The following is a 24,700-nucleotide window of genomic DNA, read 5'->3' on the forward strand; positions in this document are numbered from 1 at the left end:
GCATAATTTTTTGCCACACTTTAGTGGCTTCAATTTTCTGGTTAATCTCAATAACAGACATTATGCGTACTCTAGGGGGTTCTATGAATCAACATCAAAACGGATCGTCATCCCAAAATGAATTAGATTTAGGACTTAATCAAGCAGAGCCGATTACACCAAAGAAAGCAGTTCAGCCAAGTTCATCAATTTTAGGTAAAGCAAAAGGGTTGTTTACCAAAAAAAATCACGTGCAAACTAACTTTCAGCAACGTAAAGAACCCACTTTTGGGCATACTCCTGCTCAAGAAAGCACACCTTTTATTTCTAGCGAAACATTGAGAACGGAACAAGAGCCTGTTCTTCAAACAAATTCCACAGAAGAAAATATTTCTGCGGTTGATGAAGAAATCAATGCTGAAAATAACGCTGATGAAACCGTCGAAAAGGCTGAAAAACCTATTTTAGCTCAACCAGAAAAATGGAAAGTATTACAAGTATTGCCAGCAAAACATCGTCGTTTATTTATGGCTATTTTTGTGTTGGTTATTTTATTGATTATTTTCTTTGCATTAAAACCAAGTTCTGACACCGTTGAGTCTTTCACTCAATCTAACAGTAATGAAATTCCTGTGCAGTTCCAATCGTTAGATCAAAATCAACCAGTTGAAACCACGATTTTAGATAACCCTCCTGCACAAAATCAAATGCCAAATGAAATGGCTGCGGCATCTGTTGCACCTATGCAAGCAGCTCAAGCGGAACAGCCTCAAATGCAACCTGCACAAACGCAAACAGAACAGCCAAAACCAACTGTGCCTGTTCAGCCGATGAAAAAAGCGGTAGAGCCACAAGTTGCGCATAAAGATACCGCGAAAAAAGAAGTGAAAGTGGCGGAGAAAGCACAGGCTCCATCAAAAGCAACGGAACAAAACGTCGCTGAAACAGCAGGAAAAGCACCGATTGTTGAAGCCAAACCTGTTCAAGATAAAAAAGAAAAGAAAGTTCAAATCGTTGATGCAAAACCTGTGAGTAAATCTACAGCCTCTCGCCTTTCTGCAAAAACATTAACTGTGCCGAAAGGTGTTTCACTGATGCAAGTCTTCCGTGATAATCAACTTAATATTTCCGATGTAAACGCAATGAGCAAAGCGGCAGGGGCGGGAAATGTTTTAAGTAGCTTTAAATCTGGCGATAAAGTAACGGTATCTGTGAATAATCAAGGGCGAGTAAATGAAATGCGTTTATCCAATGGCGCGCGTTTTGTTCGTCAGTCTGATGGTTCTTATCGATATAAAAAATAATTTTTTGGGCGAGTAATCGCCTTTTTTCTTTTTAAATTCTTTTCTCAAGGTAGGATTTATGTTGAAAAAAACATCTCTTATTTTTACCGCACTTTTGCTGGCTGGCTGTACGCAAAATACGAATGTGACAACGCCCCAAGCGCAAAAAATGCAAGTAGAAAAAGTGGATAAAGCCTTACAAAAAGGCGAAGCTGACCGATATTTATGTCAAGATGATAAAGTTGTTCGAGTTGTACACGCCACGCATAAAAAATACAAAAAAAATTTGCATTATGTCACTGTCACTTTTCAAGGCGTATCAGAAAAACTCACCTTAATGATTTCTGAACGTGGTAAAAATTACGCTAATATTCGTTGGATGTGGCAAGAGCGTGATGATTTTAGTACGCTAAAAACAAATCTCGGCGAAATTTTAGCAACGCAATGTGTTTCACAAACAAGTGAACGCTTATCTGGACAATAATCGTGCAAAGCGAACTTCAACGTGGTTTTGTTTTGCATCGCCGCCCTTACAGTGAAACGAGCCTTTTAGTTGATTTATTCACTGAAGAAAGTGGGCGTTTAACAGTCATTGCAAAAGGGGCGCGCGCAAAGCGTTCATCTTGGAAATCGGTTTTGCAACCTTTCACACCTTTATTATTGCGTTGGACGGGAAAAAACGCATTGAAAACCCTTACCAAAGCTGAACCCGCCGCAATTACACTGCCTTTACAACAAATCGCCCTTTATAGTGGCTTTTATGTAAATGAATTACTCACTCGTGTTATTGAGTCTGAAACGCCAAATCCTGCGCTGTTTCAACATTATTTAAAATGCTTAACAGGCTTGGCAACGGAAACCAACGTTGAGCCAACATTGCGTCTTTTTGAATTTCAACTTTTACAAATTCTTGGTTACGGCGTGGATTTTCTGCATTGTGCAGGCTCTGGCGAGCCAGTGGATTTCTCAATGACATACCGTTATCGTGAGGAAAAAGGTTTCATTGCGTCTTTAGTGAAAGATAATCTCACGTTTTACGGTAGAGATTTGTTAGCCTTTGAAGCCCTCGATTTTTCTGATGATGCGGTACGTCAAGCAGCAAAACGCTTCACTCGTATTGCGCTGAAACCTTATCTTGGCGATAAACCGCTAAAAAGCCGAGAGTTATTTTCACAGCACATTCTCTTGTTAAAATGATTTTTTAAAAATGTAAAGCAAAAATAAAGGCAAACAATGTTTGCCTATGATGTTTATTCTAAACCGTTTTCACTTATTCCTGCTTTTGTGCTAAAAAATAATCCAGCAAAGCCGAAAACAAAGAAACTTATTGCAGAATAATATATTAACTGAATGCAATTTAAGACAGGCATATTTTCATTATTAAATGTAAGAACATCGCCTAAGGTAAAAGCATATCCAACACTTAATGACAAAAGCACAATAATTTTTCCAATTGTTCTTTCTATATTCATTACTTTTAATCCAAATAATGCAATTAAAAGTAAAACTATAAGAATTGCAGAACTGATAAATAGATCATTCATTTTACTATTTCTTAATTTCTTCTAACATTTCGCAACTATCAGATTTGCTATTTTTACAAGATTTTTGAAACCATAATATTGCTTTCTTTCTATTCTTCTTAGCTAAATAACTATAGCCGAGGACAAGTTGAGCCCCTGCAATCACAGGTTGGTTAAAGTCGTTAATAGGTGCGTTTGCTACAGATTCAGCATATTCTATAGCTTTAGAATAATTACCTGCACCCATTTCAATAGCTGCCTGAATTGCGTGCTTCGTCCTTGCATCTTCTATTTTTTGCTTGTTCAAGAGTGAATTCATAAGAGTAAGTAGATAAGCGCATTAATGATAAACCGAGTAATGCTGTAGTAACAGTTATTTTAAATTTGTTCATTTTTTATTCCTTATTATAGAAAATTTCTTAGCAAGATGTTTGTGTTATCTCTGTAAAGAGATAACACCAGTAAGTATACTTACTGGCAAATTGGCTATAAAAAGAGTATAAAAAAACAGCGATTACTGGCTTATATAAAGATGGAAATATCACTAGTGGTACAGTAAATGCTGTTGCCACCTTTGGGTTTTTACTATTTATTGTGGATCAATCAAATCTACTAATTTCATAATCACTTCATCGACTAAATAATCTTCTGCTTTTGTGGCAAATTTTGCTTGTCTCTCGTTTAAATCTAATGCACGAACTTGATGACATAAAATTACACCTGTTACTTTGCCTGATTGAGTACTATTTCCATCAATAACTACAGTGACATTTTGTGAACGAGCAAAATTCCCACCAGATGATATTGGACAACAAATAGCTGTTCCTAAAGCCTTATTAAGTAATTCATCTGAAACGACTATAAAATAATGCGGGTTACGTAATTCTTGCCCCTTAGTGGGATCTGGATCGACATACCAAATTTCGCCTTTTTTAGGCATTCGCATTACCATACCTCTTTTCCTGTTGGTTCAGATTGCGTGAAATTTGACACTGAAGCATTTAATGCTGCAATTTCTTGGCTATCAATATTTGACAATAGTTCAGCAACGGTTTTTCGTCCTCTTGCTTGACGTTTAATTGGTGTAAGCACAACGCACTCTCCCTGCGCTTCTAAGTTAATTTTATGACCAATTTGCCATCCCATTTGTTGTAAAATTGCCATCGGCACAGTTAATACGGCTGCTCCGCCTTGTTGTCTTAATGTCGCTTGCATAATATCCCTTTCTTTTTGTGTTACTTTGTGTAACATTGTGAGACTGTTTTTAGGAAATGTAAAGCAAAAATAAAATATCAATGAATAACTATTCTGCAATGTGTATACTTAACTAATTTGGCGCAATTCTTCAAACGATGGTTCTTCTTTATACCCCAAAGCAAAAAACAAAAAATGTTCAAACCATTACGGCGGATATTCTTGATTTAGATTATCAAGGTTTAGGCGTGGCGAAAATTAATGGTAAAACTTGGTTTATTGAAAATGCGCTTCCGCAGGAAAAAGTGGAATGTCGTATTTTGGAAGATAAACGACAATATGGACACGCCATTGTAAAAAAATGGCGAGTAAAAAGCCCAGAACGTTTAGCACCAAAATGTGCTTATTTTATGCGTTGTGGTGGTTGCCAAGGACAGCATATTCCCATTGAAATGCAGAGAAAAGCGAAAGAATCCGCATTGTTTAAGCGATTAAGCAAATTACAGTCAGAACCTATTTCATTCCAACCTATGATTTGTGGTGATGCTTGGGCATATCGTCGTCGTGTGCGTTTGAGTTTATGGTTTAACCCAAACACAAAACAAATCGACATGGGCTTTCGTCAGAAAAATACCAACGATTTAATACCCGTTCAATCTTGCGAAGTGGCAGAGCCTGCAATCAATCATTTACTGCCTAAATTAACCGCACTTTTAGAACAATTCTCTGCACCAAAACAGCTTGGGCATATTGAACTTGTGGCTGCCGATAATGGCGTCGCAATGTTGTTACGTTACACCAAAAACCTTGCGGAAATTGACCGCACTTTATTGCTCAAATTTGCTGAACAAGAAAAATTAATGCTGTTTTTACAAAGCGATGAAGGCATTGAACAAAACTATGGCGATTCACCTTATTATCAATTTTCTGATGGCATAAAATTACATTTTGATATTCGCGATTTTATCCAAGTAAATCGTGCATTAAATGAACGTATGGTAAATACAGCCTTGGATTGGCTTGAATTGAACCAACAGGATTGTGTGCTAGATTTATTTTGCGGCATGGGAAATTTTACGCTTCCTCTCGCCAAACGCGTGAAAAGTGCGGTAGGAATTGAAGGTGTTTTTGAAATGGTGCAAAAAGCGGCGCAAAATGCCGCAAGAAACCAAATCAAGAATATTGAATTTTTCCAAGCGGATCTTAACCAATCCTTTGTTGAACAACCTTGGGCTAAGCAGGCGTTCAATAAGATTTTGCTTGATCCTCCACGCAGCGGCGCAGCTTTCGCGTTAAATGCGTTGTGTGAGCTGAAAGCAGAGAAAATTTTATATGTGTCTTGTAATCCCGCAACATTAGTGCGTGATGCGGAAATTTTACGTGATTTTGGCTACAAGATTGAAAAAAGCTCAGTAATAGATATGTTTCCGCACACAGGGCATTTGGAATCAATAACCTTATTCACTACAAAATAACTCGGTTATTCGGTACAATCTCAACCCAAAATAAAAGTGGCAGGAAGCGACTTTCTTTTCATTAACAAGGGGGTGTTATGGTTGCTGTTCGTGGTTCTCATTTGTTAAATCCGCAGGATTTTGTGATTGAACAATGGTGTGCTGGCTTAAAACTGGCAGAACAAACAGAAAAAAGTTTGATCGATGCGTGGTATTACGCACGTGATTTAATGAATACCTATCCCGATGAAATGAAGAATGCGACCTTGATACTGCAGTCTGGCGTGGAAATGGTAGAAATTTTGCACGAACTGAATATGGATGCGGAAACCCTGCTTACTGCCATGTTGTTTCCTGTGGTTGCAAATAAATTAACAGACTGGGAAAGTCTAAAAGAAAAGTTTGGTGCGAAAATCACGAAATTGCTTAAAGGCGTGTTGGAAATGGATAATATTCGCCAACTCAATGCCAGTCATTCAGCTAATGCGTTACAAGTGGATAATGTTCGCCGTATGTTGTTGGCAATGGTGGACGATTTCCGCTGCGTAATCATTAAACTTGCTGAACGCATTACTTTCTTGCGTGATGCAGAGCATCGTTGCGCCGAAGAAGATAAAGTCCTTGCCGCCAAAGAATGTTCTAATATTTACGCCCCTCTTGCTAATCGTCTTGGGATTGGTCAGCTGAAGTGGGAGTTAGAAGATTACTGCTTCCGTTATCTCCATCCAGAACAATATCGTGCTATTGCTAAATTATTACAGGAACGTCGTCTTGATCGTGAACATTACATTGCTGATTTCGTTAGCGAGTTGAGTGGCTATTTACGTGAAAACATCGAGCAAGTGGAAGTCTATGGTCGTCCGAAACATATTTACAGCATTTGGCGAAAAATGCAGAAAAAGCATCTTGAGTTTAGCGGTTTATATGATGTCAGAGCGGTCAGAATTATCGTGCAAAAATTGCAAGATTGTTACACCGCACTAGGGATTGTTCATACTCAATTTAAACACTTACCCAAAGAATTTGACGATTATGTGGCGAACCCGAAACCGAACGGTTATCAATCTATTCATACTGTTGTTTTGGGTAAAGGCGGCAAGCCAATTGAAGTACAAATTCGAACCCAACAAATGCACGATGATGCAGAGTTGGGTGTGGCTGCACACTGGAAATATAAAGAGGGCAATACAGGCAGTATGTCTGCCTACGAAGAAAAAATTGCGTGGTTGCGTAAATTGCTAGCTTGGCAAGATGATATTACGGATTCTGGCGAAGTGATGGCTGAGTTACGCAGTCAAGTATTTGATGATCGTGTCTATGTGTTTACGCCAAAAGGCGAAGTGGTGGATTTGCCAACGGGATCTACACCATTAGATTTTGCTTATGCAATTCATAGTGAAATTGGTCATCGTTGCATCGGGGCAAAAGTAGCGGGACGTATTGTGCCATTTACCTATCAGCTACAAATGGGCGATCAAATCGATATTATTACCCAGAAAAATCCTAACCCGAGCCGTGACTGGTTAAACCCAAATTTAGGATTTACTCACACCGCAAAATCTCGAGCCAAAATTCAAGCGTGGTTTAAAAAACAAGATCGCGATAAAAATATTCCAGCGGGTAAAGAATTACTTGATAATGAATTAGCGCGTTTGAATTTAAGTATAAAGCAAGTGGAACCTTATGCGTTACCACGCTATAACTTGAAAAATTTGGACGATCTTTATGCGGGCATTGGCAGTGGCGATATTCGTTTAAATAACTTAATCAATTTCTTGCAAAGTAAATTGATTAAAGTGACCGCTGAAGAAGCTGATCAGGAAATTCTGCGTCACGTTGCTAACAAAAGTGCGGTAAATTCCCAGCAGAAATCTGAAAAGAACAATGGCTACGTAATTGTGGAGGGTGTGGGCAATCTTATGCATCATATTGCGCGTTGCTGTCAGCCGATACCAGGCGATGCGATTGTTGGCTATATTACAATGGGACGTGGTATTTCTATTCACCGAGCGGATTGTGAACAATTCTTAGATTTGCAAGCGGCTCATCCAGAACGCGTGGTGGAATCAATTTGGGGCGAAAATTACGCAAGTGGTTTCCATATTAATATCCGTATTGTGGCAGGCGATCGCAATGGCTTATTACGTGATATTACGACGGTTCTGGCAAATGAAAAAATTAGCGTGTTAGGGGTCTCAAGCCGTGCTGATACCAAAAAACAGCTTGCTACCATTGATATGGAAATTGAACTCCATAATGTCGAAAGTTTAAGTAAAATATTGGCTCGATTAGCAAAATTAGATGATGTTATCGAAGCGAAGCGTTTATAAAAATAGGAAAATTTATGTATAAAACGACGGGGCTAACCCATTTAATCAATTCCACGAAATATTCATTACAAGGCTTAAAAAGTGCGTTTAAAAATGAAACGGCTTTTCGCCACGAATGTTTTTTAGCCTGCATTTTAATTCCTCTTACTTTCTTTTTAGGCGAAACAAAAATTGAAATTATATTGATGATTTCTTCTGTTTTGCTTGTGATGGCGTTAGAACTTTTAAACAGTGCGGTAGAGGCAGTTGTTGATCGCATTGGTACAGAACGCCACGAACTTTCAGGGCGTGCGAAAGATCAAGGTTCTGCATCGGTATTTATTGCCCTTTGTATTGTCGGTATCGTTTGGGGCGGAATTTTATTCTTCTAGCCCTTCCAAAGTGCGGTAAGTTTTTACCGCATTTTTGATTTATCCAATCACGTCAAAATCATTTATAAAAATAAGGAAAAATATGACCGCACTTTTAAAAATTGGTCTGGTGTCTGTTTCTGATCGCGCATCAGCAGGCGTGTATCAAGATCAAGGTATCCCAGAATTACAGGCTTGGTTAGAACAAGCGTTAGTAGATCCTTTCCATTTAGAAACAAGATTAATCCCTGATGAACAACCGATTATTGAACAAACCTTAAAAGAGCTGGTGGATGAACAAGGTTGCCATTTAGTGCTGACAACTGGTGGAACTGGGCCAGCAAAACGCGATGTAACGCCTGATGCAACCCTTGCGGTAGCGGATCGAGAAATGCCAGGTTTTGGCGAACAAATGCGTCAAGTGAGTTTGCATTTTGTGCCTACCGCAATTTTATCTCGCCAAGTGGGTGTGATTCGTAAGGAAAGCTTGATTTTAAATCTTCCTGGGCAGCCTAAAGCGATTAAAGAAACCTTAGAGGGCGTGAAAGATAAAGAAGGAAATGTGCTTGTAAAAGGCATTTTTAGCGCAGTGCCTTATTGTTTGCAACTGATTAACGGCTTATATATTGATACCAAGCCTGAAATCATCGAAAGTTTCCGTCCTAAATCCGCAAGACGCGAAAATCTGGAGAAATAGCATGAAAAAAATCGAAGCAATGATTAAACCCTTTAAATTAGACGATGTGCGAGAAAGTCTTTCAGATATTGGTATTTCAGGTATGACAATCACGGAAGTACGCGGATTTGGTCGTCAAAAAGGTCATACAGAACTTTATCGTGGTGCGGAATATATGGTGGATTTTCTGCCGAAAGTGAAATTGGAAGTGGTAGTTCCTGATGAACTTGTGGATCAATGTATTGAAGCGATTATTGAAACGGCACAAACAGGTAAAATCGGTGACGGCAAAATTTTTGTTTATCACGTTGAGAGAGCGATCCGCATTCGCACGGGCGAAGAAAACGAGGATGCGATTTAGTGCAAAATAATTTAAATTTACACCGCACTTTGCTTGGCATTGCTGCAGTGATTATTATCTTAGCTGGCGTAAAATTGGCGGCAGAAATCGTGGTGCCATTCTTGCTATCACTCTTTATCGCGATAATTTGCTCGCCGATGATTAAGGCGATGACCCAACGCCGCGTCCCGCATTGGTTAGCCATTACTTTGCTTTTCGTCTTGATTTCTTTGGTGTTTTTCTTCTTAGCTGGGCTGATTAACAGCACTGCAAGAGAATTTACTCAATCAATTCCACAATATAAAGTTTTGCTTTCACAACGCGTGAGTGATTTAACTGGATTGTTGCAACGTTTCAATCTGCCTTTCACGCTTTCGCGTGAAACCATCCAAGAAAATTTTGACCCAAGCATCATTATGAATTTTGTGAGCCGAGTATTGCTAAATTTCTCTGGAGTGGTGAGTAATGTGTTTGTTTTAGTGTTGGTCGTGATTTTTATGCTTGCCGAAGCACCAACGATGAAACATAAATTTGCAATGGTAATTAGTTCAACCCCTCATGACGCAGCCAAAGAAGAACGCCATATTGATCGCGTTTTACAAGGTGTAATTGGTTATCTTGGAATTAAAAGCATCACGAGTTTACTGACTGGCGTCGGAGTGTTTATTTTGTTGGAAGCCTGTGGGGTTCAATATGCCATTTTGTGGGCAACCTTGAGTTTCTTGCTGAATTATATTCCCAATATTGGTTCTATCATCGCGGCTATTCCGATTATTGTGCAAGCTTTATTACTGAATGGTTTTGGCATTGGCTTTGGCGTGGCAGTCGGTGTTATTGCGATTAATATGGTTGTCGGTAACATTATTGAACCTAAAATGATGGGGCAACGATTAGGGCTTTCAACTTTAGTGGTGTTTCTTTCATTATTGTTTTGGGGATGGCTGCTTGGAACCGTGGGAATGCTACTGTCTGTTCCTTTGACGATGGCATTAAAAATTGCCTTGGAGTCCAGCCCCAATACGGCGAAATATGCCTGTCTATTGGGGGATGTCGAAGATTTCAAATAGATTTTAGAGATAAAAGTGCGGTGAATTTTCACCGCATTTTTTATGATAAGTCTTGCGGATCAACGTCCAAAATTAACCGCACTTGGCTGTTTTTTTCAAGTTCGGCTTGTTGATATTCTCTCAATGCTTTTTGCAACGTCATTCTTGACGGATGCTGCAATAATAACTGCCAGCGATATTGCCCTGCTTTTTTGCTGAACGGTGCAGGCATTGGGCCAAGCATTTGTAATCCCGCAATTTGCTTTGATTGAAAAAAATCTGCAATTTGGCTTAAGCAATTTTCTGCAAGCTCAGAATGTCTAGCCTGTGCTTTGAATAACGCCTGAAAAGTGAAAGGGGGTAATCCCATTGAATGGCGTAATTGTAAGGTTTCTTTGGCAAAAGCTTGATAACCATTTGCCAATAAGGTGGTAAGCAAAGGATGATCGGGATAATGTGTTTGTAGCACCACTTCGCCTTGTTTATCGGCACGTCCAGCTCGTCCAGCAACTTGAATATAAAGTTGAGCTAAACGTTCTTCTGCACGAAAATCCAGTGAAAATAATGCACTATCTACATTCACTAAGGCAACTAGGGTAACATTCGGAAAATGATGTCCTTTCGCCAGCATTTGTGTGCCAATCAAAATTTGACTTTTGCCTTGTTGAATATCTTCTAAATAACCTTCCAATTTTCCTTTACGCGAAGTACTATCGCGGTCGATTCGCGCTACAGAATAATTAGGGAATAGCATTTTTAAAGTTTCTTCTAATTGTTCCGTGCCGAGACCTGTGGTGACTAAATGAGTCGAGCCGCAATCGCCACATTGACGAGGAATAGTTTTTTGCGTGCCACAATGATGACAACGCAATACATTTTGATGCTGATGATAGGTATAAGGTTTTTCACAATGAGGGCATTGTGCGATCCAACCACATTCGTGGCAAAGCAATACGGGCGCAAAGCCACGACGATTTAAGAAAAGCAACACTTGATTGCCTTTTTCAAGGTGGGCTTTCATTCGTTCCAATAAGGGTTTTGAAAGCCCGTTTTGTATGTTTTGATTTTTCAAATCAATAACGAAATGACGAAGTGCGGTAGAATTTCCCGCTCTTTTTGATAAAACTAAATGTTGGTATTTGCCGTTTTGTACATTATTAATACTTTCTAAACTTGGCGTGGCGGAGCCCATTAATACCGCAATATTTAGTTTTTGAGCCAGTACAATCGCTAAGTCTCGCGCATGGTAACGCCAACTGTCTTGCTGTTTGTAAGATGAGTCGTGTTCTTCGTCTAAAATAATTGCACCAAGATTAGAAAATTGCGTGAACAATGCCGATCTCGTGCCAATAACAATGGCACTTTGTCCAGAGCGGGCGCGATCCCATACATAAAGCCGTTGCGTATCGGTTAAATTAGAATGCAGTACATCAATTTCTACATTAAAACGTGCTTTAAAACGGTGCACCGTTTGAGGTGTTAGCCCGATTTCGGGTACAAGCACTAATACTTGCTTACCCGATTTTAAAATTTCTTCAATATATTGCAGATAAATTTCTGTTTTGCCTGAACCTGTCACCCCATCGAGCAGCCATACATTGAAACCAGAATGAAAACGCAATTGACTAAACGCTAAGGCTTGTTGCTTATTTAAGGTTAAACGATTTTCAGCATTGACAATTGGGTTATCGCCTAAGCTTTGTTGCCAGCTTAGGGGCTTTGTTTGGAGAGTCATTTCCTCAATAAACCCTTTGGCTTTTAAGGCTGACCAAATCGCAGAGGAAAAATCATTATTGCCTTTTTCAAGATCAGTTTCAGATAAGCATTGTAGAGCTTTAACTTGCTTTTTCGAGCGTTTTAACAGGCCTTGTTCAAGGGCATTTTTCCCCTCATCCGTAATTCGCCAAAAAGTGCGGTCATTTTTCACCGCACTTTCGCCGTTACGTAATTTCACAGGCAAGGCTTGAAATAACACATCGCCTAATCCCGCTTGATAATAATTTGCTGCCCAATGCAGCCAATCCCAATAAATGGGCGTAAAAAGTGGTGTTAAATCCAATAGTTTAAGAATAGCTTTAAGCTTATCCTCTGGCACGTCCGATTTTGTCGGAAAATTAGCCACAATGGCGATGCGTTTTTGCGTACCAAAAGGCACAAGAACACGCATACCGATTTGTAATGAAACATCATCGGGGACGAGATAATCAAATAAACGAGGAAGCGGCACAGCCAGTGCCACTCGGACAATTTTCATAATCAACCTTGGGAAAAAATTTGCCCTATTATACGAGAAAAATTGGTATAATCGCCGCCAATTTTTTTCACGAATAACATTTTTATGACACAAACTTTTGCTGATCAAAAACGTAAAACCGTTGAAACCGCAGAATTTACCGAAGATGGCCGCTATAAACGCAAAGTCCGTAGCTTTGTGTTACGTACTGGTCGTTTGAGTGAATTTCAGAAAAACATGATGAATGATAACTGGGGAACACTTGGTTTAGATTATCAAACGGAACCTTTTGATTTTGCGAAGATTTATGGCAATGATAATCCAGTTGTATTAGAAATTGGCTTTGGGATGGGAAAATCGCTCGTGGATATGGCTTTTGCTAATCCAGACAAAAATTACCTTGGCATTGAAGTTCATACTCCAGGCGTTGGTGCTTGTATTGCTTATGCAGTGGAAAAAGGCGTCACGAATTTACGCGTGATCTGTCATGATGCAACGGAAATTTTACGTGACAGTATTGCAGATGGTGCACTTGGCGGTTTGCAATTATTTTTCCCCGATCCTTGGCATAAAGCAAAGCATCATAAACGTCGTATTGTTCAACCGCACTTTGTGACACAAGTTGTACAAAAATTAGCTGGAAATGGTTTTATCCATATGGCGACAGACTGGGAAAATTATGCAGAGCAAATGCTAGAGGTATTAAGCGCAAACACCGATTTAGTGAACACTTCGAAAAATGGCGATTATATTCCAAGACCAGATTTTAGACCTTTAACTAAATTTGAAGCCAGAGGCCACAGACTTGGACACGGTGTTTGGGATTTATATTTTGTGAAGAAATAAATCAGTTTTAGGCAAACACGATGCCTAATTGATGAATTTAATATAGAATACGCGTTTGAATATAACCTTAATAGGAGAAATATAATGTCTAAATCTTACAATCAACGCCAACGCAAAAAACTTCATTTTGCGGAATTTCAAGAACTGGGTTTTCTTGTCAATTTCCAATTTGCAGAAGGTACTGCGATTGAAACGGTAGATGAAATCGTTGATCGTTTTATTAACGAAGTGATTCAACCAAATGGATTAGCTTATGAAGGTAGCGGGTATTTACATTGGGAAGGTTTAGTTTGCCTAGAAAAAATTGGCAAATGCGATGAAAGCCATCGTGAAACTGTGAAAAAATGGTTAGAAACAAATGGTTTGCAACAAATTGAAGTAAGCGAATTATTTGATATTTGGTGGGAATATCCAGCAAAAGCAGAATAATCTAAATTGAAAGCAGCATAGCAAAAATCGCTATGCTGTTTTGTTTTAATCCCTTGCAAAATTCATTAAATCTTAGATTTTTTGATCTATAACAAATAAAGTTCAAATAATTGACAAACTACCTATTTTTGGTTGTTTTCATTTATTCATCGTAAACACATAATTCTTCGTCTACAGAAGCATTCAGAAATATTTGAAAGACATTATGACCGTTGAAAGTTTACCTCGCAGACAATTTTTACGCGGTAAATTTTCAACATTGAGCTGTTTAGAAAATAATCAAAAACAGAATTTTGTGGGTATTAGACCGCCTTGGTCTGTGGAAAATTCTATTTTTGTAGCGCAATGTACGCGCTGTGGCGACTGTCTTTCTGTCTGTGAAACCAATATTTTGGTAAAGGGCGATGCTGGTTTTCCTGAAGTGTGCTTTGATAATGGCGAATGTACTTTTTGTGGGAAATGTGTAGATGCCTGTAAACAGCCTATTTTTTATCCTCGTGACCAGTTACCTTGGTCACATAAAATCGACATTGGCGTAGCTTGTTTAACATTGCACCGTATTGAATGCCGAACTTGCCAAGATAATTGTCCAGCTAATGCGATTCGTTTCAAATTACAAATGGGTGGCGTAGCACAACCTTTAGTTAATTTTGATGCTTGTAATGGCTGTGGGGCTTGTGTACAAGGCTGCCCCGTGAATGCAATAACAATGAACGATCTAAAACAAAATGAATAATACAAATTTAATATTAGAAAATGCGAGAGATTGGCACGTTGTTGGATTGATCGTGCAAGGTAATCCAAAAAAATTATCAGCAATTCAAACCGCACTTTTAGCGATTGAGCATACTGAAATTCCGACTTTTGATGAAAAACTTGGGAAATTTGTGGTGGTAATGCAATCGCACGATCAGCATCTCTTGCTTGAAAAAATGGAAAGTGTGAAAGATATCGACGGTGTGATTAATGTATCGTTGGTGTATCACGAGCAAGATGAACAAAATAAATAATTTTAAAATCAAACGTTTAACGTGGGGGAAAACGCGATGAATTTAAGTCGTCGAGACTTTATGAAAGCCAATGCGGCTATGGCAGCCGCAACGGCAGCGGGGCTAACCATCCCAGTCAAAAATGTGGTTGCGGCTGAATCCGAAATTAAATGGGATAAAGGCGTATGTCGTTTCTGTGGTACTGGTTGTGCTGTGCTGGTTGGGACTAAAGATGGGCGTGTTGTGGCATCTCAAGGCGATCCTGATGCAGAAGTAAACCGTGGTTTAAACTGTATTAAAGGCTATTTCTTACCGAAAATTATGTACGGTAAAGATCGTTTAACGCAGCCGCTTTTACGTATGACAAACGGAAAATTTGATAAGAACGGCGATTTTGTGCCAGTTTCTTGGGATTTTGCGTTCAAAACAATGGCTGAGAAATTCAAAGAAGCGTTTAAAAAGAACGGGCAAAATGCAGTGGGTATGTTTAGTTCTGGACAATCAACCATTTGGGAAGGTTATGCGAAGAACAAACTTTGGAAAGCAGGTTTCCGTTCTAACAACGTAGACCCGAATGCACGTCACTGTATGGCGTCTGCAGCGGTTGCATTTATGCGTACTTTTGGTATGGATGAACCAATGGGTTGTTATGATGATATTGAACAGGCAGATGCTTTTGTTCTTTGGGGCTCAAATATGGCGGAAATGCACCCAATTTTGTGGTCGCGCATTACTGATCGCCGTATTTCTAATCCTGATGTTCGTGTCACTGTGCTTTCTACTTACGAACATCGTAGTTTTGAACTTGCCGATCACGGTTTGATATTTACACCGCAAACTGATTTGGCAATTATGAACTATATCATCAATTATCTTATTCAAAATAATGCGATTAATTGGGATTTTGTTAATAAACATACCAAATTTAAACGCGGAGAAACGAATATTGGCTATGGTTTGCGTCCAGAGCATCCGTTAGAAAAAGACACGAATTATAAAACAGCTGGGAAAATGCACGATTCTTCTTTTGAAGAATTAAAGCAACTTGTCTCAGAATATACTGTGGAAAAAGTGTCGAAAATGTCTGGGTTAGATAAAGTTCAGTTAGAAACTTTAGCGAAACTTTATGCCGATCCAACGAAGAAAGTGGTTTCCTACTGGACAATGGGCTTTAACCAACATACACGTGGTGTGTGGGTAAACCAATTAATCTACAATATTCATTTACTTACTGGAAAAATTTCAATTCCGGGTTGTGGGCCATTTTCATTAACTGGTCAGCCTTCTGCTTGTGGTACAGCACGTGAAGTAGGTTCATTCCCTCATCGTTTACCGGCAGACTTAGTGGTAACTAATCCTAAACACCGTGAAATTGCTGAACGTATTTGGAAATTACCAAAGGGGACGGTTTCTGAAAAAGTGGGGCTACACACAATTGCACAAGACCGTGCAATGAATGATGGCAAAATGAATGTGTTATGGCAAATGTGTAACAATAATATGCAAGCAGGGCCAAACATTAATCAAGAGCGTTTGCCAGGCTGGCGTAAAGAAGGCAACTTCGTGATTGTTTCAGATCCTTACCCAACTGTATCCGCACTTTCCGCTGACTTAATTCTTCCAACGGCAATGTGGGTAGAAAAAGAGGGGGCTTACGGTAATGCAGAACGTCGTACTCAATTCTGGCGTCAGCAAGTCAAAGCACCAGGCGAAGCAAAATCAGACTTATGGCAATTAATGGAGTTCGCAAAATACTTTACGACTGATGAAATGTGGACAGAAGAATTACTTGCACAAATGCCTGAATATAGAGGTAAAACTTTATATGAAGTGCTTTTCAAAAATGGTCAAGTAGATAAATTCCCATTGAGCGAACTTGCTGAAGGCCAATTAAACGATGAATCAGAATATTTTGGTTACTACGTTCACAAAGGTTTATTTGAAGAATACGCTGAATTTGGTCGTGGTCACGGTCACGATTTAGCTCCATTTGATATGTATCATAAAGCGCGTGGTTTACGCTGGCCAGTTGTAGAAGGTAAAGAAACCTTGTGGCGTTACCGTGAAGGCTATGATCCGTATGTTAAAGAAGGGGAAGGTGTGGCTTTCTATGGTTATCCTGATAAGAAAGCGATTATTCTAGCTGTACCTTATGAACCACCAGCTGAGTCACCAGATAATGAATACGATTTATGGTTATCAACAGGTCGTGTTCTTGAACATTGGCATACGGGTACAATGACACGCCGTGTACCAGAATTGCATCGCGCATTTCCAAATAATTTAGTATGGATGCACCCATTAGATGCACAAGCACGTGGTTTACGTCACGGCGATAAAATTAAGATTTCATCTCGTCGAGGCGAAATGATTTCTTACTTGGATACTCGCGGGCGTAATAAACCACCTCGTGGCTTAGTATTTACCACTTTCTTTGATGCAGGTCAGCTTGCAAATAATTTAACGTTAGATGCGACAGACCCAATTTCAAAAGAAACCGACTTCAAAAAATGTGCGGTAAAAGTGGAAAAGGCTGCGTAAAAACGATGTAAAAATCAACCGCACTTTATTTTCTCTCACCAATAAAAGAGGAAGATGAAAGTGCGGTTAAAATTTAAAAAGAAAATGAAGAAACCCGCTCTCAATCCTGAACGTAGAAAATTTCTCAAAGAAGCAACCCGTACTGCGGGTGGTTTAGCTGGCGTTGGGATTTTGTTGGGATTGCAGCAAAATCAAAGTCTTGCGCGCGAAGGTGTGCCATTACGTCCGCCCTTTGCTTTGCAAGATGCAAAAGCGTTTTCTGCCGCTTGTATTCGTTGTGGGCAATGTGTTCAAGCCTGCCCTTACGATATGTTGCATTTAGCATCTTTATTATCGCCAGTAGAAGCGGGAACACCGTATTTTATTGCGCGTGATAAACCTTGTGAAATGTGTCCTGATATTCCTTGTGCAAAAGCCTGTCCTAGTGGTGCATTAGATCGTCAAGCAACGGATATTAATGAATCGCGTATGGGGCTGTCAGTACTGTTAGATCACGAAACTTGCTTAAATTATCAAGGATTACGTTGCGATGTTTGTTATCGGGTTTGTCCATTAATCGATAAAGCGATTACATTGGAAAAACAACATAATCCACGTTCTGATAAGCACGCCTTATTTATTCCAACAGTACATTCTGATGCCTGTACTGGATGTGGAAAATGCGAGCAAGCTTGTGTGTTAGAAGAAGCAGCGATTAAAATTTTACCAATGGATCTGGCAAAAGGTATGTTAGGTAAACATTATCGTTTAGGTTGGGAAGAAAAAGCGAAAGCTGGCCATTCTCTTGCACCTAAAGATATGATTTCGTTACCAACTCGCACGCCAGAAAGAACAGCTGTAATTCCTGAACCAGCAGAACCCGTGCTTGCGCCTATTTTAGGGAGTGGCAAATAATGGCAAATGCACCAAAATTTGCAGGGAAAGAGGCTCGAGAAAAATGGGGCTGGTGGTATGCAAACCGCTTTTTGTTTTGGCGTCGATTAAGCCAACTCAGCATTCTTGCGATGTTTTTGAGTGGCCCTTATTTTGGCGTGTGGATTTTAAAAGGTAATTATAGTGGTAGTTTATTACTCGATACTATTCCACTAAGTGATCCTCTAATTACTGCTGAAAGCTTGGCTGCAAGACATTTACCAGATGCCCTCACTTTAATTGGTGCTGCAGTTATTGTGTTATTTTACGCAGTACTTGGTAGTAAAGTGTTTTGTGGTTGGGTATGCCCACTAAATGTTGTGACTGACTGTGCTGCGTGGCTTCGCCGTAAGTTAGGCATTCGCCAAACAGCAAAAATTTCGCGCGGTTTACGTTATGGCATTCTTGTGCTTATTTTACTAGGCAGTAGTGTCAGCGGAATGTTGCTTTGGGAATGGGTTAATCCAGTGGCTGCACTTGGTCGAGCTTTTGTATTCGGTTTTGGTGCAACGGGTTGGTTATTACTTGTTATTTTTCTTTTTGATTTATTGATTGCAGAACATGGCTGGTGTGGACATCTTTGCCCAATTGGTGCTGCTTATGGTGTGATTGGTGCAAAAAGTTTAATCCGTATTAAAGTGATTGATCGTGCTAAATGCGATAATTGTATGGATTGCTACAATGTTTGTCCCGAAGCCCAAGTGTTACGTTCGCCTTTACACGGAAAAAAAGACGAAAGCCTACTCGTGCTTTCCAAAGATTGCATCAGCTGCGGACGTTGTATTGACGTTTGCGCTGAAAAAGTTTTTAAATTTTCGACCAGATTCGATCATTCAGGGGAGTGATTAATATGACTAAACAGGTATCTAAAATTTTAGCGGGATTATTTACCGCACTTTTTGCTGGCTCACTGATGGCATCTGATGCACCAGCAGTGGGAAAAGATTTAACTCAAGCGGCTGAAAATATTGCACCCGCATTTCACAATCCACCGCGTCAAAGCGAATTACCCGCATTGAACTATGTAAATCAACCTCCAATGGTTCCACATAGTGTGGCAAACTATCAAGTGACAAAAAATGTAAATCAATGTTTAAATTGTCACAGCCCAGAAAATTCTCGTTTGAGCGGTGCAACTCGAATCAGCCCAACTCACTTTATGGATCGTGATGGAAAAGTAGGTTCAAGTTCATCGCCACGTCGTTATTTCTGTTTACAATGCCACGTTTCTCAAGCAAACGTAGATCCAATTGTTCCAAATGATTTCAAACCGATGAAAGGTTACGGAAACTAATTTAAGAGGTCTATATGTCTGAGAAAAAACCAAATATCTTAAAGCGTTTCTGGCAATGGTTTAGAAAACCAAGCCGTATGGCAATTGGTACGATTATTATCTTATCGGCTATTGGCGGTATTCTTTCTTGGGTTGGTTTTAACTATGGTTTAGAGAAAACCAACACAGAACAGTTCTGTGCAAGCTGCCATATGCAAGATGCTTATCCAGAATATTTACATAGCGTGCATTATCAAACTCGTACTGGCGTGGGGGCAAGTTGTCCAGATTGTCACGTACCACACGAATTTGGTGCAAAAATGAAACGTAAAATTATAGCGGCTAAAGAAGTATATGCTCACTATACTGGAAAAGTGGATACCTTAGAAAAATTCAATGCGCATCGTTTAGAAATGGCTCAAAATGAATGGGCTCGTATGAAAGCTAACGATTCTAAAGAATGTCGTAATTGCCATAATGTGGATCGAATGAATTTCAATGATCAACGTTCTGTGGCAGCACGTATGCACCAAAAAATGAAAACTGAAGGTAAAACTTGTATCGACTGTCACAAAGGTATTGCACACCAATTACCTGATATGAGTGGCGTTGAGTCAGGCTTCAAAGACGAGAAGTGATTTTCTAAAAATAGGCTGAAAAAATACCGCACTTTTTTCAGCCTATTATAAATTTAGGTAGTTTATAAAAAATCTGCACTTTAATTCGCTGATTTATTTAGCCTTTAAGGTGCAGCTTAATTATATTTTCTAAAGTGCGGTTAATTTTTTGATTATTTTTAGCCTAAAATTTTATCTAACTCTTGGCTAACTTCTTCCACTTTTTGTGTACCGTCTAAACGGAAATATTGAGTATTGCCCGCTTTTGCTTCTGCTTGGTAATAATCAATTAATGGGCTGGTTTGTTTATGATATACGGCTAAACGATCTAACACAGTTTCTGGTTTATCGTCTGCACGAATAATTAAATCTTCGCCAGTTACATCATCTTTACCTTCCACTTTCGGTGGATTATAAACGATGTGGTAAGAACGACCAGATGCTTGGTGTACACGGCGACCGCTCATACGTTCAACAATCACTTCGTCTGGTACATCAAATTCTAAAACAAAATCAATTTTAACACCTGAATCTTTTAGAGCATCCGCTTGTGGAATGGTACGAGGGAAACCATCTAACAAGAAACCATTTGCGCAGTCAGGTTGTGCAATACGATCTTTTACAAGCGCAACGGTTAATTCATCTGGTACTAATTTACCTTCATCCATTAATGCTTTAGCTTGTTTGCCAAGTTCAGTCCCCGCTTTGATTGCAGCACGGAACATATCACCAGTTGAAATTTGTGGGATACCAAATTTGTTCATAATAAATTGTGCTTGAGTGCCTTTACCTGCACCCGGCGCACCTAAAAGAATAATTTTCATAAAAATCTCCATTAATAAAAAACGTGATTAAGATACTGATAAAGCATAGTGCGGTCAAATTTTTTATAATTTTTACCGCACTTTTATACAGAGCTGGTCTTATGATTTTGTTGATTCCAAGGTGCTACCCAAAATAAACAAAGCATGCCTGGAATCGCTAAAAATAAACAAAACCAAAAATACTGATAATACCCCACTGCTCCCACTACATAACCAGAAAGCATACCTAAAACTTTACTAGGCAAAGCTGAAAGGCTTGTAAAAAGTGCAAGTTGCGTTGCAGTATAAAGAGGATTACTCTCACGCGCCATAAAAGCCACAAAAGCCGCGGTGCCAAGTCCAACGCCAATATATTCTGCGGCAATCACAACACCTAGTTTCCATAACTCGGCTGATGTAATAACATCAAAATGACCGAAAGCAGACAACCAAATAAACCCACCAATTGTTACCATTTGTACAAGCCCAAATAGCCACAATGCACGGTTAATACCCAGTTTTAGCATTATCATACCACCAGCAAGCCCAGATAAAATACTTGACCAAAGTGCGGTACTTTTTACAACAATTGCTATATCCTCTTTGCTAAAGCCCATATCATAAATAAATTTGGTTTGTAGCGTTGTGGCAAAAGAATCCCCGAACTTATACAAAAACAAAAACAGTAAAAAACCGATAGCCTGAATAACGCCCTTACGCTGGAAAAATTCTTGTAATGGAATCCAAAATGCTTGATAGAACGGCTGATTAGATTGCTGCATGTCTATTTTTGGCTCTTTGGCTAAAAATAACGTCATAAAGATGCCCACTAACATACAAAGTGCGGTCCATAAAAAGACGGTTTCCCAAGGATAAATCGCCGCCAAATAGAGCGATAATCCACCCGGAATTAATCCTGCAATTCGATAAGCATTAATATGAATAGTGTTTCCCAAACCTAATTCATGATCAGTCAAAATTTCACGACGATACGCATCCAACACGATATCTTGTGTGGCTGAAAAAAAGGCGATAAGCAACGCAATATTTGCCACCACGCTCAGTTGTGTGAGCGGATCAAACAGGCTAATTATGTAAAGTAAAATCAATAATGCCACTTGTGAAAGCAGCATCCAGCTACGACGACGCCCTAAAAAACTCGGGAAATAACGATCCAATAATGGTGCCCACAAAAATTTTAATCCATAAGGCAACATCACACCGGTTACCGCACCAATAAGCTCAATTGAGAGATGCTTATCCGTCAGCCAAACAGGCAACATTTGCAATAACACAAATAATGGCAAACCAGAATTAAAACCTGTGAATACGCAAATCAACATTTTGCGCGTAAAAATTTGGGAAGAAAGGGAATTTGACATAAAGTGCGGTTAATTTTGGTTGTATTTTAGAAACTTCGCCTTTCAATTAAAGGATAAGTGTAAAAATTAGGGGATTTTTAATCATTCCCCCAATGTTTAGCATTCTTCTTCCTAAAAAAGAAAAACAAATATTAGAGAATATTAATCTCTATACCCTTTTGGATTATTTTTCTGCCAGTTCCACGTGTCTTGCATCATTTTTTCAAGACCACGTTCTGCCACCCAACCAAGCTCTTTTGCAGCTAAACTAGGATCAGAATAACAAGTGGCAATATCGCCAGCGCGGCGTTCTACAAGTTTATATGCAATTGTAATATCGTTGGCTTTTTCAAAGGCTTTTACCATATCTAATACGGAATAACCATGACCTGTACCAAGGTTATAAATATGTAAACCAGCATCATTTTCATGACGTTGAAGTGCTTTTAAATGCCCAACGGCTAAATCAACTACATGAATATAATCACGCACCCCAGTTCCATCGTGAGTGTCATAATCACTACCAAATACAGAAAGCTGTGCTAATTTTCCAATAGCGACTTGGCTAATATAAGGTAATAAATTATTTGGAATACCATTTGGATCTTCACCAATTAAGCCACTTTCATGCGCCCCAACTGGATTAAAATAACGCAAGATAGTCATACTAAATTTGGGTTCCGCTTTTGCTGTATCGCGTAAAATCTGTTCAACCATATATTTAGAGGTACCATAAGGGTTGGTTGTACCGCCCACTTCGCAATCTTCTGTAATTGGAATAATTTTTGGATCACCGTAAACTGTTGCAGATGAGCTAAATACAAAGTTCCAAACACCCGCTTTTTTCATTTCTTGAATTAATACAAGGGTGCCAGCGACATTGTTCATGTAATATTCTGTCGGCTTTTGAACACTTTCCCCTACGGCTTTTAACCCTGCAAAGTGAATAACAGAGCTAATCTCATTTTCTGCAAAAATTTTTTGTAACAAAGTACGATCTAAAATATCGCCTTCATAAAACTTTGCGTCTTTGCCCGTAATTTGTTTTACGCGTTCAAGGGATTTTGGCGATGAATTGCAAAGATTATCTAATACCACCACCTCTTTGCCAGCATTTAATAATTCTACAACTGTGTGAGAACCGATATAACCGGTACCACCTGTCACTAAAATGGCCACAATGATCTCCTTATTAATTATTGAGACTAAAAAAATTATATCACTATTTTGTGTGATAAGAACGATGTCTTGTATGCCCTTGCGGTGGTACCGCACGTTTTAAACGATATGGTTTCGGCAGTTCAAGCAAGGCTTCTGTTTCATATTGGCTCACAGGGATAGAATGGCCAATATATTCTTCAATTGCCGGTAAATTCATCGCATATTCTTCGCAAGCAAAACTAATAGAAACGCCACTTTCCCCTGCTCGTCCAGTACGGCCAATTCGATGAACGTAATCTTCTCGATCATCGGGTAAATCATAATTGAAAACATGCGTCACATCAGAAATATGCAAGCCACGAGCAGCCACATCTGTTGCTACTAAAATATCTAAATTACCATCAGTAAATTGTTTTAATAAGGACAAACGTTTTTTCTGTGCTACATCGCCAGTCAGTAAGCCAACACGATGCCCATCAGCAGCCAAATAACCCCAAATTTCTTCACAACGATGTTTCGTATTCGCAAACACAATACAACGCTCAGGCCATTCATCTTCCATTAAGGTTAAGAGAAGTGCCATTTTATCCTGATTAGATGGATAAAAAAGTTCTTCTTTAATGCGATGACCTGTTTTTTGTTCCGGTTCTATTTCAATATATTCAGGGTCATTCATATCCTCGAATGCTAATTCACGCACTTTATAAGAAAGCGTCGCTGAAAATAACATCGTTAAACGAGATTGCGGAACGGGGCATTTACGCAATAAATAACGAATATCACGGATAAATCCAAGATCGAACATTCGATCCGCCTCATCTAGCACGACAACTTGAATTTCATCTAAACCAATTACGCCTTGTTTTACATAATCAATGACTCGCCCCGTCGTACCAATCAAAATATCGACGCCACGCTCAATCGCTTGTAGTTGTTTATCATAACCATCGCCACCATAGGCAAGTGCGGTCTTTAATTCACAGGCTTTTGCAAGAAATTCTGCGTCATTACTAATCTGCACCGCTAATTCTCGAGTAGGTGCTAAAATCAAAGCTCTTGGGTGAGGATATTCAAGATTAGGATCTTGGTGAGTTAAAAGATGGTGAAAAGTAGCCGTTAAAAAAGCCATTGTCTTGCCTGTACCAGTTTGAGCTTGTCCTGCGACATCTCGTCCATTTAAACTGATAGGCAAGGATAAAGCCTGAATTGGGGTACAAAAATCAAAGCCTTTTTTTGCCAAAGCACCTCGCACAATCGGATGTAGAGGAAGAGCGGAGAATCGTTGTTGGCTTAAATAATCTTGTTGCATAAAAATCACATTTTAGAATAATAAAATTACGTTTAGCATAGCATGCTTAGG

The 24,700-nt window shown here is 39.2% G+C and carries 27 protein-coding genes; 18 read left to right on the forward strand and 9 right to left on the reverse strand.

Features of this window, described 5'->3' with window-relative positions:
• Window positions 1-83 precede the first annotated feature (83 nt).
• The 3 genes from oapA to recO are packed head-to-tail and all read left to right on the forward strand — an operon-like array spanning window position 84 to window position 2,459.
• Window positions 84-1,283 (forward strand): opacity-associated protein OapA, encoded by a 1,200-nt coding sequence (oapA, locus tag ACPT9C_RS02560; protein WP_050948825.1) that lies wholly within the window; start codon window positions 84-86, stop codon window positions 1,281-1,283.
• Window positions 1,284-1,341: 58 nt separating this feature from the next.
• The gene (locus ACPT9C_RS02565; RefSeq protein ID WP_050948826.1) at window positions 1,342-1,746 is read left to right on the forward strand and encodes an MliC family protein; all 405 of its coding nucleotides are present in this window, start codon (window positions 1,342-1,344) and stop codon (window positions 1,744-1,746) included.
• A 2-nt stretch (window positions 1,747-1,748) separates the two neighbouring features.
• A complete protein-coding gene (recO, locus tag ACPT9C_RS02570) occupies window positions 1,749-2,459 on the forward strand; it encodes a DNA repair protein RecO (protein ID WP_050948827.1) in 711 nt (236 codons plus the stop codon).
• A 53-nt stretch (window positions 2,460-2,512) separates the two neighbouring features.
• Here the strand turns inward: recO and ACPT9C_RS02575 are convergent, their stop codons facing one another.
• The 4 genes from ACPT9C_RS02575 to ACPT9C_RS02590 all read right to left on the reverse strand — a co-directional run bounded on the left by ACPT9C_RS02575 (window position 2,513) and on the right by ACPT9C_RS02590 (window position 4,000).
• A complete protein-coding gene (locus ACPT9C_RS02575) occupies window positions 2,513-2,806 on the reverse strand; it encodes a hypothetical protein (RefSeq protein WP_050948828.1) in 294 nt (97 codons plus the stop codon).
• A gap of 4 nt (window positions 2,807-2,810) precedes the next feature.
• On the reverse strand, window positions 2,811-3,092 hold the full coding sequence (locus ACPT9C_RS02580) for a hypothetical protein (RefSeq protein WP_230304890.1): 282 nt from the start codon (window positions 3,090-3,092) through the stop codon (window positions 2,811-2,813).
• A gap of 282 nt (window positions 3,093-3,374) precedes the next feature.
• The gene (locus ACPT9C_RS02585; RefSeq protein WP_230304889.1) at window positions 3,375-3,731 is read right to left on the reverse strand and encodes a type II toxin-antitoxin system PemK/MazF family toxin; all 357 of its coding nucleotides are present in this window, start codon (window positions 3,729-3,731) and stop codon (window positions 3,375-3,377) included.
• Entirely contained in the window at window positions 3,731-4,000 is a 270-nt protein-coding gene (locus tag ACPT9C_RS02590; RefSeq protein ID WP_050948831.1) for an AbrB/MazE/SpoVT family DNA-binding domain-containing protein, read from the reverse strand. Before ACPT9C_RS02590 ends, ACPT9C_RS02585 begins: the two co-directional genes overlap by 1 nt.
• Window positions 4,001-4,137: 137 nt before the next feature.
• On the opposite strand from ACPT9C_RS02590, the gene rlmD reads away from it, so the two are divergent.
• From rlmD to ACPT9C_RS02620, 6 genes are all read left to right on the forward strand, one after another.
• Window positions 4,138-5,454, forward strand: a complete 1,317-nt coding sequence (gene rlmD, locus ACPT9C_RS02595; RefSeq protein ID WP_061671316.1) for a 23S rRNA (uracil(1939)-C(5))-methyltransferase RlmD — start codon at window positions 4,138-4,140, stop codon at window positions 5,452-5,454.
• Window positions 5,455-5,531: 77 nt separating this feature from the next.
• A complete protein-coding gene (relA, locus tag ACPT9C_RS02600) occupies window positions 5,532-7,763 on the forward strand; it encodes a GTP diphosphokinase (protein ID WP_423717181.1) in 2,232 nt (743 codons plus the stop codon).
• Window positions 7,764-7,777: 14 nt separating this feature from the next.
• Window positions 7,778-8,134, forward strand: coding sequence for a diacylglycerol kinase (locus ACPT9C_RS02605; RefSeq protein ID WP_005632174.1), 357 nt, complete (start codon window positions 7,778-7,780; stop codon window positions 8,132-8,134).
• An 82-nt stretch (window positions 8,135-8,216) separates the two neighbouring features.
• Window positions 8,217-8,810 carry a molybdopterin adenylyltransferase gene (gene mog / locus ACPT9C_RS02610; RefSeq protein ID WP_005635167.1) on the forward strand — a complete coding sequence of 198 codons (594 nt, stop codon included), beginning with the start codon at window positions 8,217-8,219 and terminating at the stop codon, window positions 8,808-8,810.
• A gap of 1 nt (window position 8,811) precedes the next feature.
• Complete coding sequence (gene glnB / locus ACPT9C_RS02615) at window positions 8,812-9,150, forward strand: nitrogen regulatory protein P-II (RefSeq protein ID WP_005654045.1); 339 nt, start codon at window positions 8,812-8,814, stop codon at window positions 9,148-9,150.
• Window positions 9,150-10,196, forward strand: coding sequence for an AI-2E family transporter (locus ACPT9C_RS02620; RefSeq protein WP_116941685.1), 1,047 nt, complete (start codon window positions 9,150-9,152; stop codon window positions 10,194-10,196). The genes glnB and ACPT9C_RS02620 overlap by 1 nt, the downstream gene beginning before the upstream one ends.
• 40 nt (window positions 10,197-10,236) lie before the next feature.
• Here the strand turns inward: ACPT9C_RS02620 and priA are convergent, their stop codons facing one another.
• Window positions 10,237-12,429 (reverse strand): primosomal protein N', encoded by a 2,193-nt coding sequence (gene priA / locus ACPT9C_RS02625; protein WP_114934772.1) that lies wholly within the window; start codon window positions 12,427-12,429, stop codon window positions 10,237-10,239.
• A gap of 84 nt (window positions 12,430-12,513) precedes the next feature.
• On the opposite strand from priA, the gene trmB reads away from it, so the two are divergent.
• From trmB to ACPT9C_RS02670, 9 genes are all read left to right on the forward strand, one after another.
• On the forward strand, window positions 12,514-13,254 hold the full coding sequence (trmB, locus tag ACPT9C_RS02630; RefSeq protein WP_050948836.1) for a tRNA (guanosine(46)-N7)-methyltransferase TrmB: 741 nt from the start codon (window positions 12,514-12,516) through the stop codon (window positions 13,252-13,254).
• Window positions 13,255-13,338: 84 nt separating this feature from the next.
• Entirely contained in the window at window positions 13,339-13,683 is a 345-nt protein-coding gene (locus tag ACPT9C_RS02635; RefSeq protein ID WP_044345390.1) for a YggL family protein, read from the forward strand.
• Between the two features lie 205 nt (window positions 13,684-13,888).
• A complete protein-coding gene (gene napF / locus ACPT9C_RS02640) occupies window positions 13,889-14,419 on the forward strand; it encodes a ferredoxin-type protein NapF (RefSeq protein WP_044345389.1) in 531 nt (176 codons plus the stop codon).
• Entirely contained in the window at window positions 14,412-14,693 is a 282-nt protein-coding gene (locus ACPT9C_RS02645) for a chaperone NapD (RefSeq protein ID WP_005654036.1), read from the forward strand. The genes napF and ACPT9C_RS02645 overlap by 8 nt, the downstream gene beginning before the upstream one ends.
• A 36-nt stretch (window positions 14,694-14,729) precedes the next feature.
• Entirely contained in the window at window positions 14,730-17,213 is a 2,484-nt protein-coding gene (gene napA / locus ACPT9C_RS02650; RefSeq protein ID WP_044345386.1) for a nitrate reductase catalytic subunit NapA, read from the forward strand.
• Between the two features lie 54 nt (window positions 17,214-17,267).
• Window positions 17,268-18,107 (forward strand): ferredoxin-type protein NapG, encoded by an 840-nt coding sequence (gene napG / locus ACPT9C_RS02655; RefSeq protein ID WP_050948837.1) that lies wholly within the window; start codon window positions 17,268-17,270, stop codon window positions 18,105-18,107.
• Window positions 18,107-18,970, forward strand: a complete 864-nt coding sequence (gene napH, locus ACPT9C_RS02660) for a quinol dehydrogenase ferredoxin subunit NapH (protein ID WP_050948838.1) — start codon at window positions 18,107-18,109, stop codon at window positions 18,968-18,970. Before napG ends, napH begins: the two co-directional genes overlap by 1 nt.
• Before the next feature lie 5 nt (window positions 18,971-18,975).
• On the forward strand, window positions 18,976-19,419 hold the full coding sequence (locus tag ACPT9C_RS02665; protein WP_005659933.1) for a nitrate reductase cytochrome c-type subunit: 444 nt from the start codon (window positions 18,976-18,978) through the stop codon (window positions 19,417-19,419).
• Between the two features lie 14 nt (window positions 19,420-19,433).
• Window positions 19,434-20,036 carry a cytochrome c3 family protein gene (locus tag ACPT9C_RS02670; protein ID WP_005649107.1) on the forward strand — a complete coding sequence of 201 codons (603 nt, stop codon included), beginning with the start codon at window positions 19,434-19,436 and terminating at the stop codon, window positions 20,034-20,036.
• 158 nt (window positions 20,037-20,194) lie between these two features.
• Here the strand turns inward: ACPT9C_RS02670 and adk are convergent, their stop codons facing one another.
• The 4 genes from adk to rhlB form a co-directional block, all read right to left on the reverse strand.
• On the reverse strand, window positions 20,195-20,839 hold the full coding sequence (gene adk / locus ACPT9C_RS02675) for an adenylate kinase (protein WP_005631284.1): 645 nt from the start codon (window positions 20,837-20,839) through the stop codon (window positions 20,195-20,197).
• 83 nt (window positions 20,840-20,922) lie between these two features.
• Window positions 20,923-22,200 (reverse strand): MFS transporter, encoded by a 1,278-nt coding sequence (locus tag ACPT9C_RS02680; protein WP_076773429.1) that lies wholly within the window; start codon window positions 22,198-22,200, stop codon window positions 20,923-20,925.
• Between the two features lie 141 nt (window positions 22,201-22,341).
• Window positions 22,342-23,358 (reverse strand): UDP-glucose 4-epimerase GalE, encoded by a 1,017-nt coding sequence (galE, locus tag ACPT9C_RS02685; protein ID WP_050948840.1) that lies wholly within the window; start codon window positions 23,356-23,358, stop codon window positions 22,342-22,344.
• Between the two features lie 43 nt (window positions 23,359-23,401).
• Complete coding sequence (rhlB, locus tag ACPT9C_RS02690; protein ID WP_162790736.1) at window positions 23,402-24,649, reverse strand: ATP-dependent RNA helicase RhlB; 1,248 nt, start codon at window positions 24,647-24,649, stop codon at window positions 23,402-23,404.
• Between the last annotated feature and the right edge of the window lie 51 nt (window positions 24,650-24,700).

The sequence above is a fragment of the Haemophilus sp. HN_Hi16 genome (assembly GCF_049823435.1).
GTDB lineage: Bacteria > Pseudomonadota > Gammaproteobacteria > Enterobacterales > Pasteurellaceae > Haemophilus > Haemophilus influenzae_D.

What these genes read in the sequence shown, in the direction of transcription:
- ACPT9C_RS02670 (WP_005649107.1), top strand. Translation starts at nt 19,434, where the DNA reads ATGTCTGAGAAAAAACCAAATATCTTAAAGCGTTTCTGGCAATGGTTT.
- ACPT9C_RS02635 (WP_044345390.1), top strand. Translation starts at nt 13,339, where the DNA reads ATGTCTAAATCTTACAATCAACGCCAACGCAAAAAACTTCATTTTGCG.
- rlmD (WP_061671316.1), top strand. Translation starts at nt 4,138, where the DNA reads ATGGTTCTTCTTTATACCCCAAAGCAAAAAACAAAAAATGTTCAAACC.
- ACPT9C_RS02645 (WP_005654036.1), top strand. Translation starts at nt 14,412, where the DNA reads ATGAATAATACAAATTTAATATTAGAAAATGCGAGAGATTGGCACGTT.
- rhlB (WP_162790736.1), bottom strand. Translation starts at nt 24,649, where the DNA reads ATGCAACAAGATTATTTAAGCCAACAACGATTCTCCGCTCTTCCTCTA.
- napF (WP_044345389.1), top strand. Translation starts at nt 13,889, where the DNA reads ATGACCGTTGAAAGTTTACCTCGCAGACAATTTTTACGCGGTAAATTT.
- oapA (WP_050948825.1), top strand. Translation starts at nt 84, where the DNA reads ATGAATCAACATCAAAACGGATCGTCATCCCAAAATGAATTAGATTTA.
- napG (WP_050948837.1), top strand. Translation starts at nt 17,268, where the DNA reads ATGAAAGTGCGGTTAAAATTTAAAAAGAAAATGAAGAAACCCGCTCTC.
- trmB (WP_050948836.1), top strand. Translation starts at nt 12,514, where the DNA reads ATGACACAAACTTTTGCTGATCAAAAACGTAAAACCGTTGAAACCGCA.
- ACPT9C_RS02575 (WP_050948828.1), bottom strand. Translation starts at nt 2,806, where the DNA reads ATGAATGATCTATTTATCAGTTCTGCAATTCTTATAGTTTTACTTTTA.
- napH (WP_050948838.1), top strand. Translation starts at nt 18,107, where the DNA reads ATGGCAAATGCACCAAAATTTGCAGGGAAAGAGGCTCGAGAAAAATGG.
- napA (WP_044345386.1), top strand. Translation starts at nt 14,730, where the DNA reads ATGAATTTAAGTCGTCGAGACTTTATGAAAGCCAATGCGGCTATGGCA.
- ACPT9C_RS02585 (WP_230304889.1), bottom strand. Translation starts at nt 3,731, where the DNA reads ATGCGAATGCCTAAAAAAGGCGAAATTTGGTATGTCGATCCAGATCCC.
- mog (WP_005635167.1), top strand. Translation starts at nt 8,217, where the DNA reads ATGACCGCACTTTTAAAAATTGGTCTGGTGTCTGTTTCTGATCGCGCA.
- ACPT9C_RS02665 (WP_005659933.1), top strand. Translation starts at nt 18,976, where the DNA reads ATGACTAAACAGGTATCTAAAATTTTAGCGGGATTATTTACCGCACTT.
- ACPT9C_RS02680 (WP_076773429.1), bottom strand. Translation starts at nt 22,200, where the DNA reads ATGTCAAATTCCCTTTCTTCCCAAATTTTTACGCGCAAAATGTTGATT.
- priA (WP_114934772.1), bottom strand. Translation starts at nt 12,429, where the DNA reads ATGAAAATTGTCCGAGTGGCACTGGCTGTGCCGCTTCCTCGTTTATTT.
- adk (WP_005631284.1), bottom strand. Translation starts at nt 20,839, where the DNA reads ATGAAAATTATTCTTTTAGGTGCGCCGGGTGCAGGTAAAGGCACTCAA.
- ACPT9C_RS02605 (WP_005632174.1), top strand. Translation starts at nt 7,778, where the DNA reads ATGTATAAAACGACGGGGCTAACCCATTTAATCAATTCCACGAAATAT.
- glnB (WP_005654045.1), top strand. Translation starts at nt 8,812, where the DNA reads ATGAAAAAAATCGAAGCAATGATTAAACCCTTTAAATTAGACGATGTG.
- ACPT9C_RS02565 (WP_050948826.1), top strand. Translation starts at nt 1,342, where the DNA reads ATGTTGAAAAAAACATCTCTTATTTTTACCGCACTTTTGCTGGCTGGC.
- relA (WP_423717181.1), top strand. Translation starts at nt 5,532, where the DNA reads ATGGTTGCTGTTCGTGGTTCTCATTTGTTAAATCCGCAGGATTTTGTG.
- ACPT9C_RS02590 (WP_050948831.1), bottom strand. Translation starts at nt 4,000, where the DNA reads ATGCAAGCGACATTAAGACAACAAGGCGGAGCAGCCGTATTAACTGTG.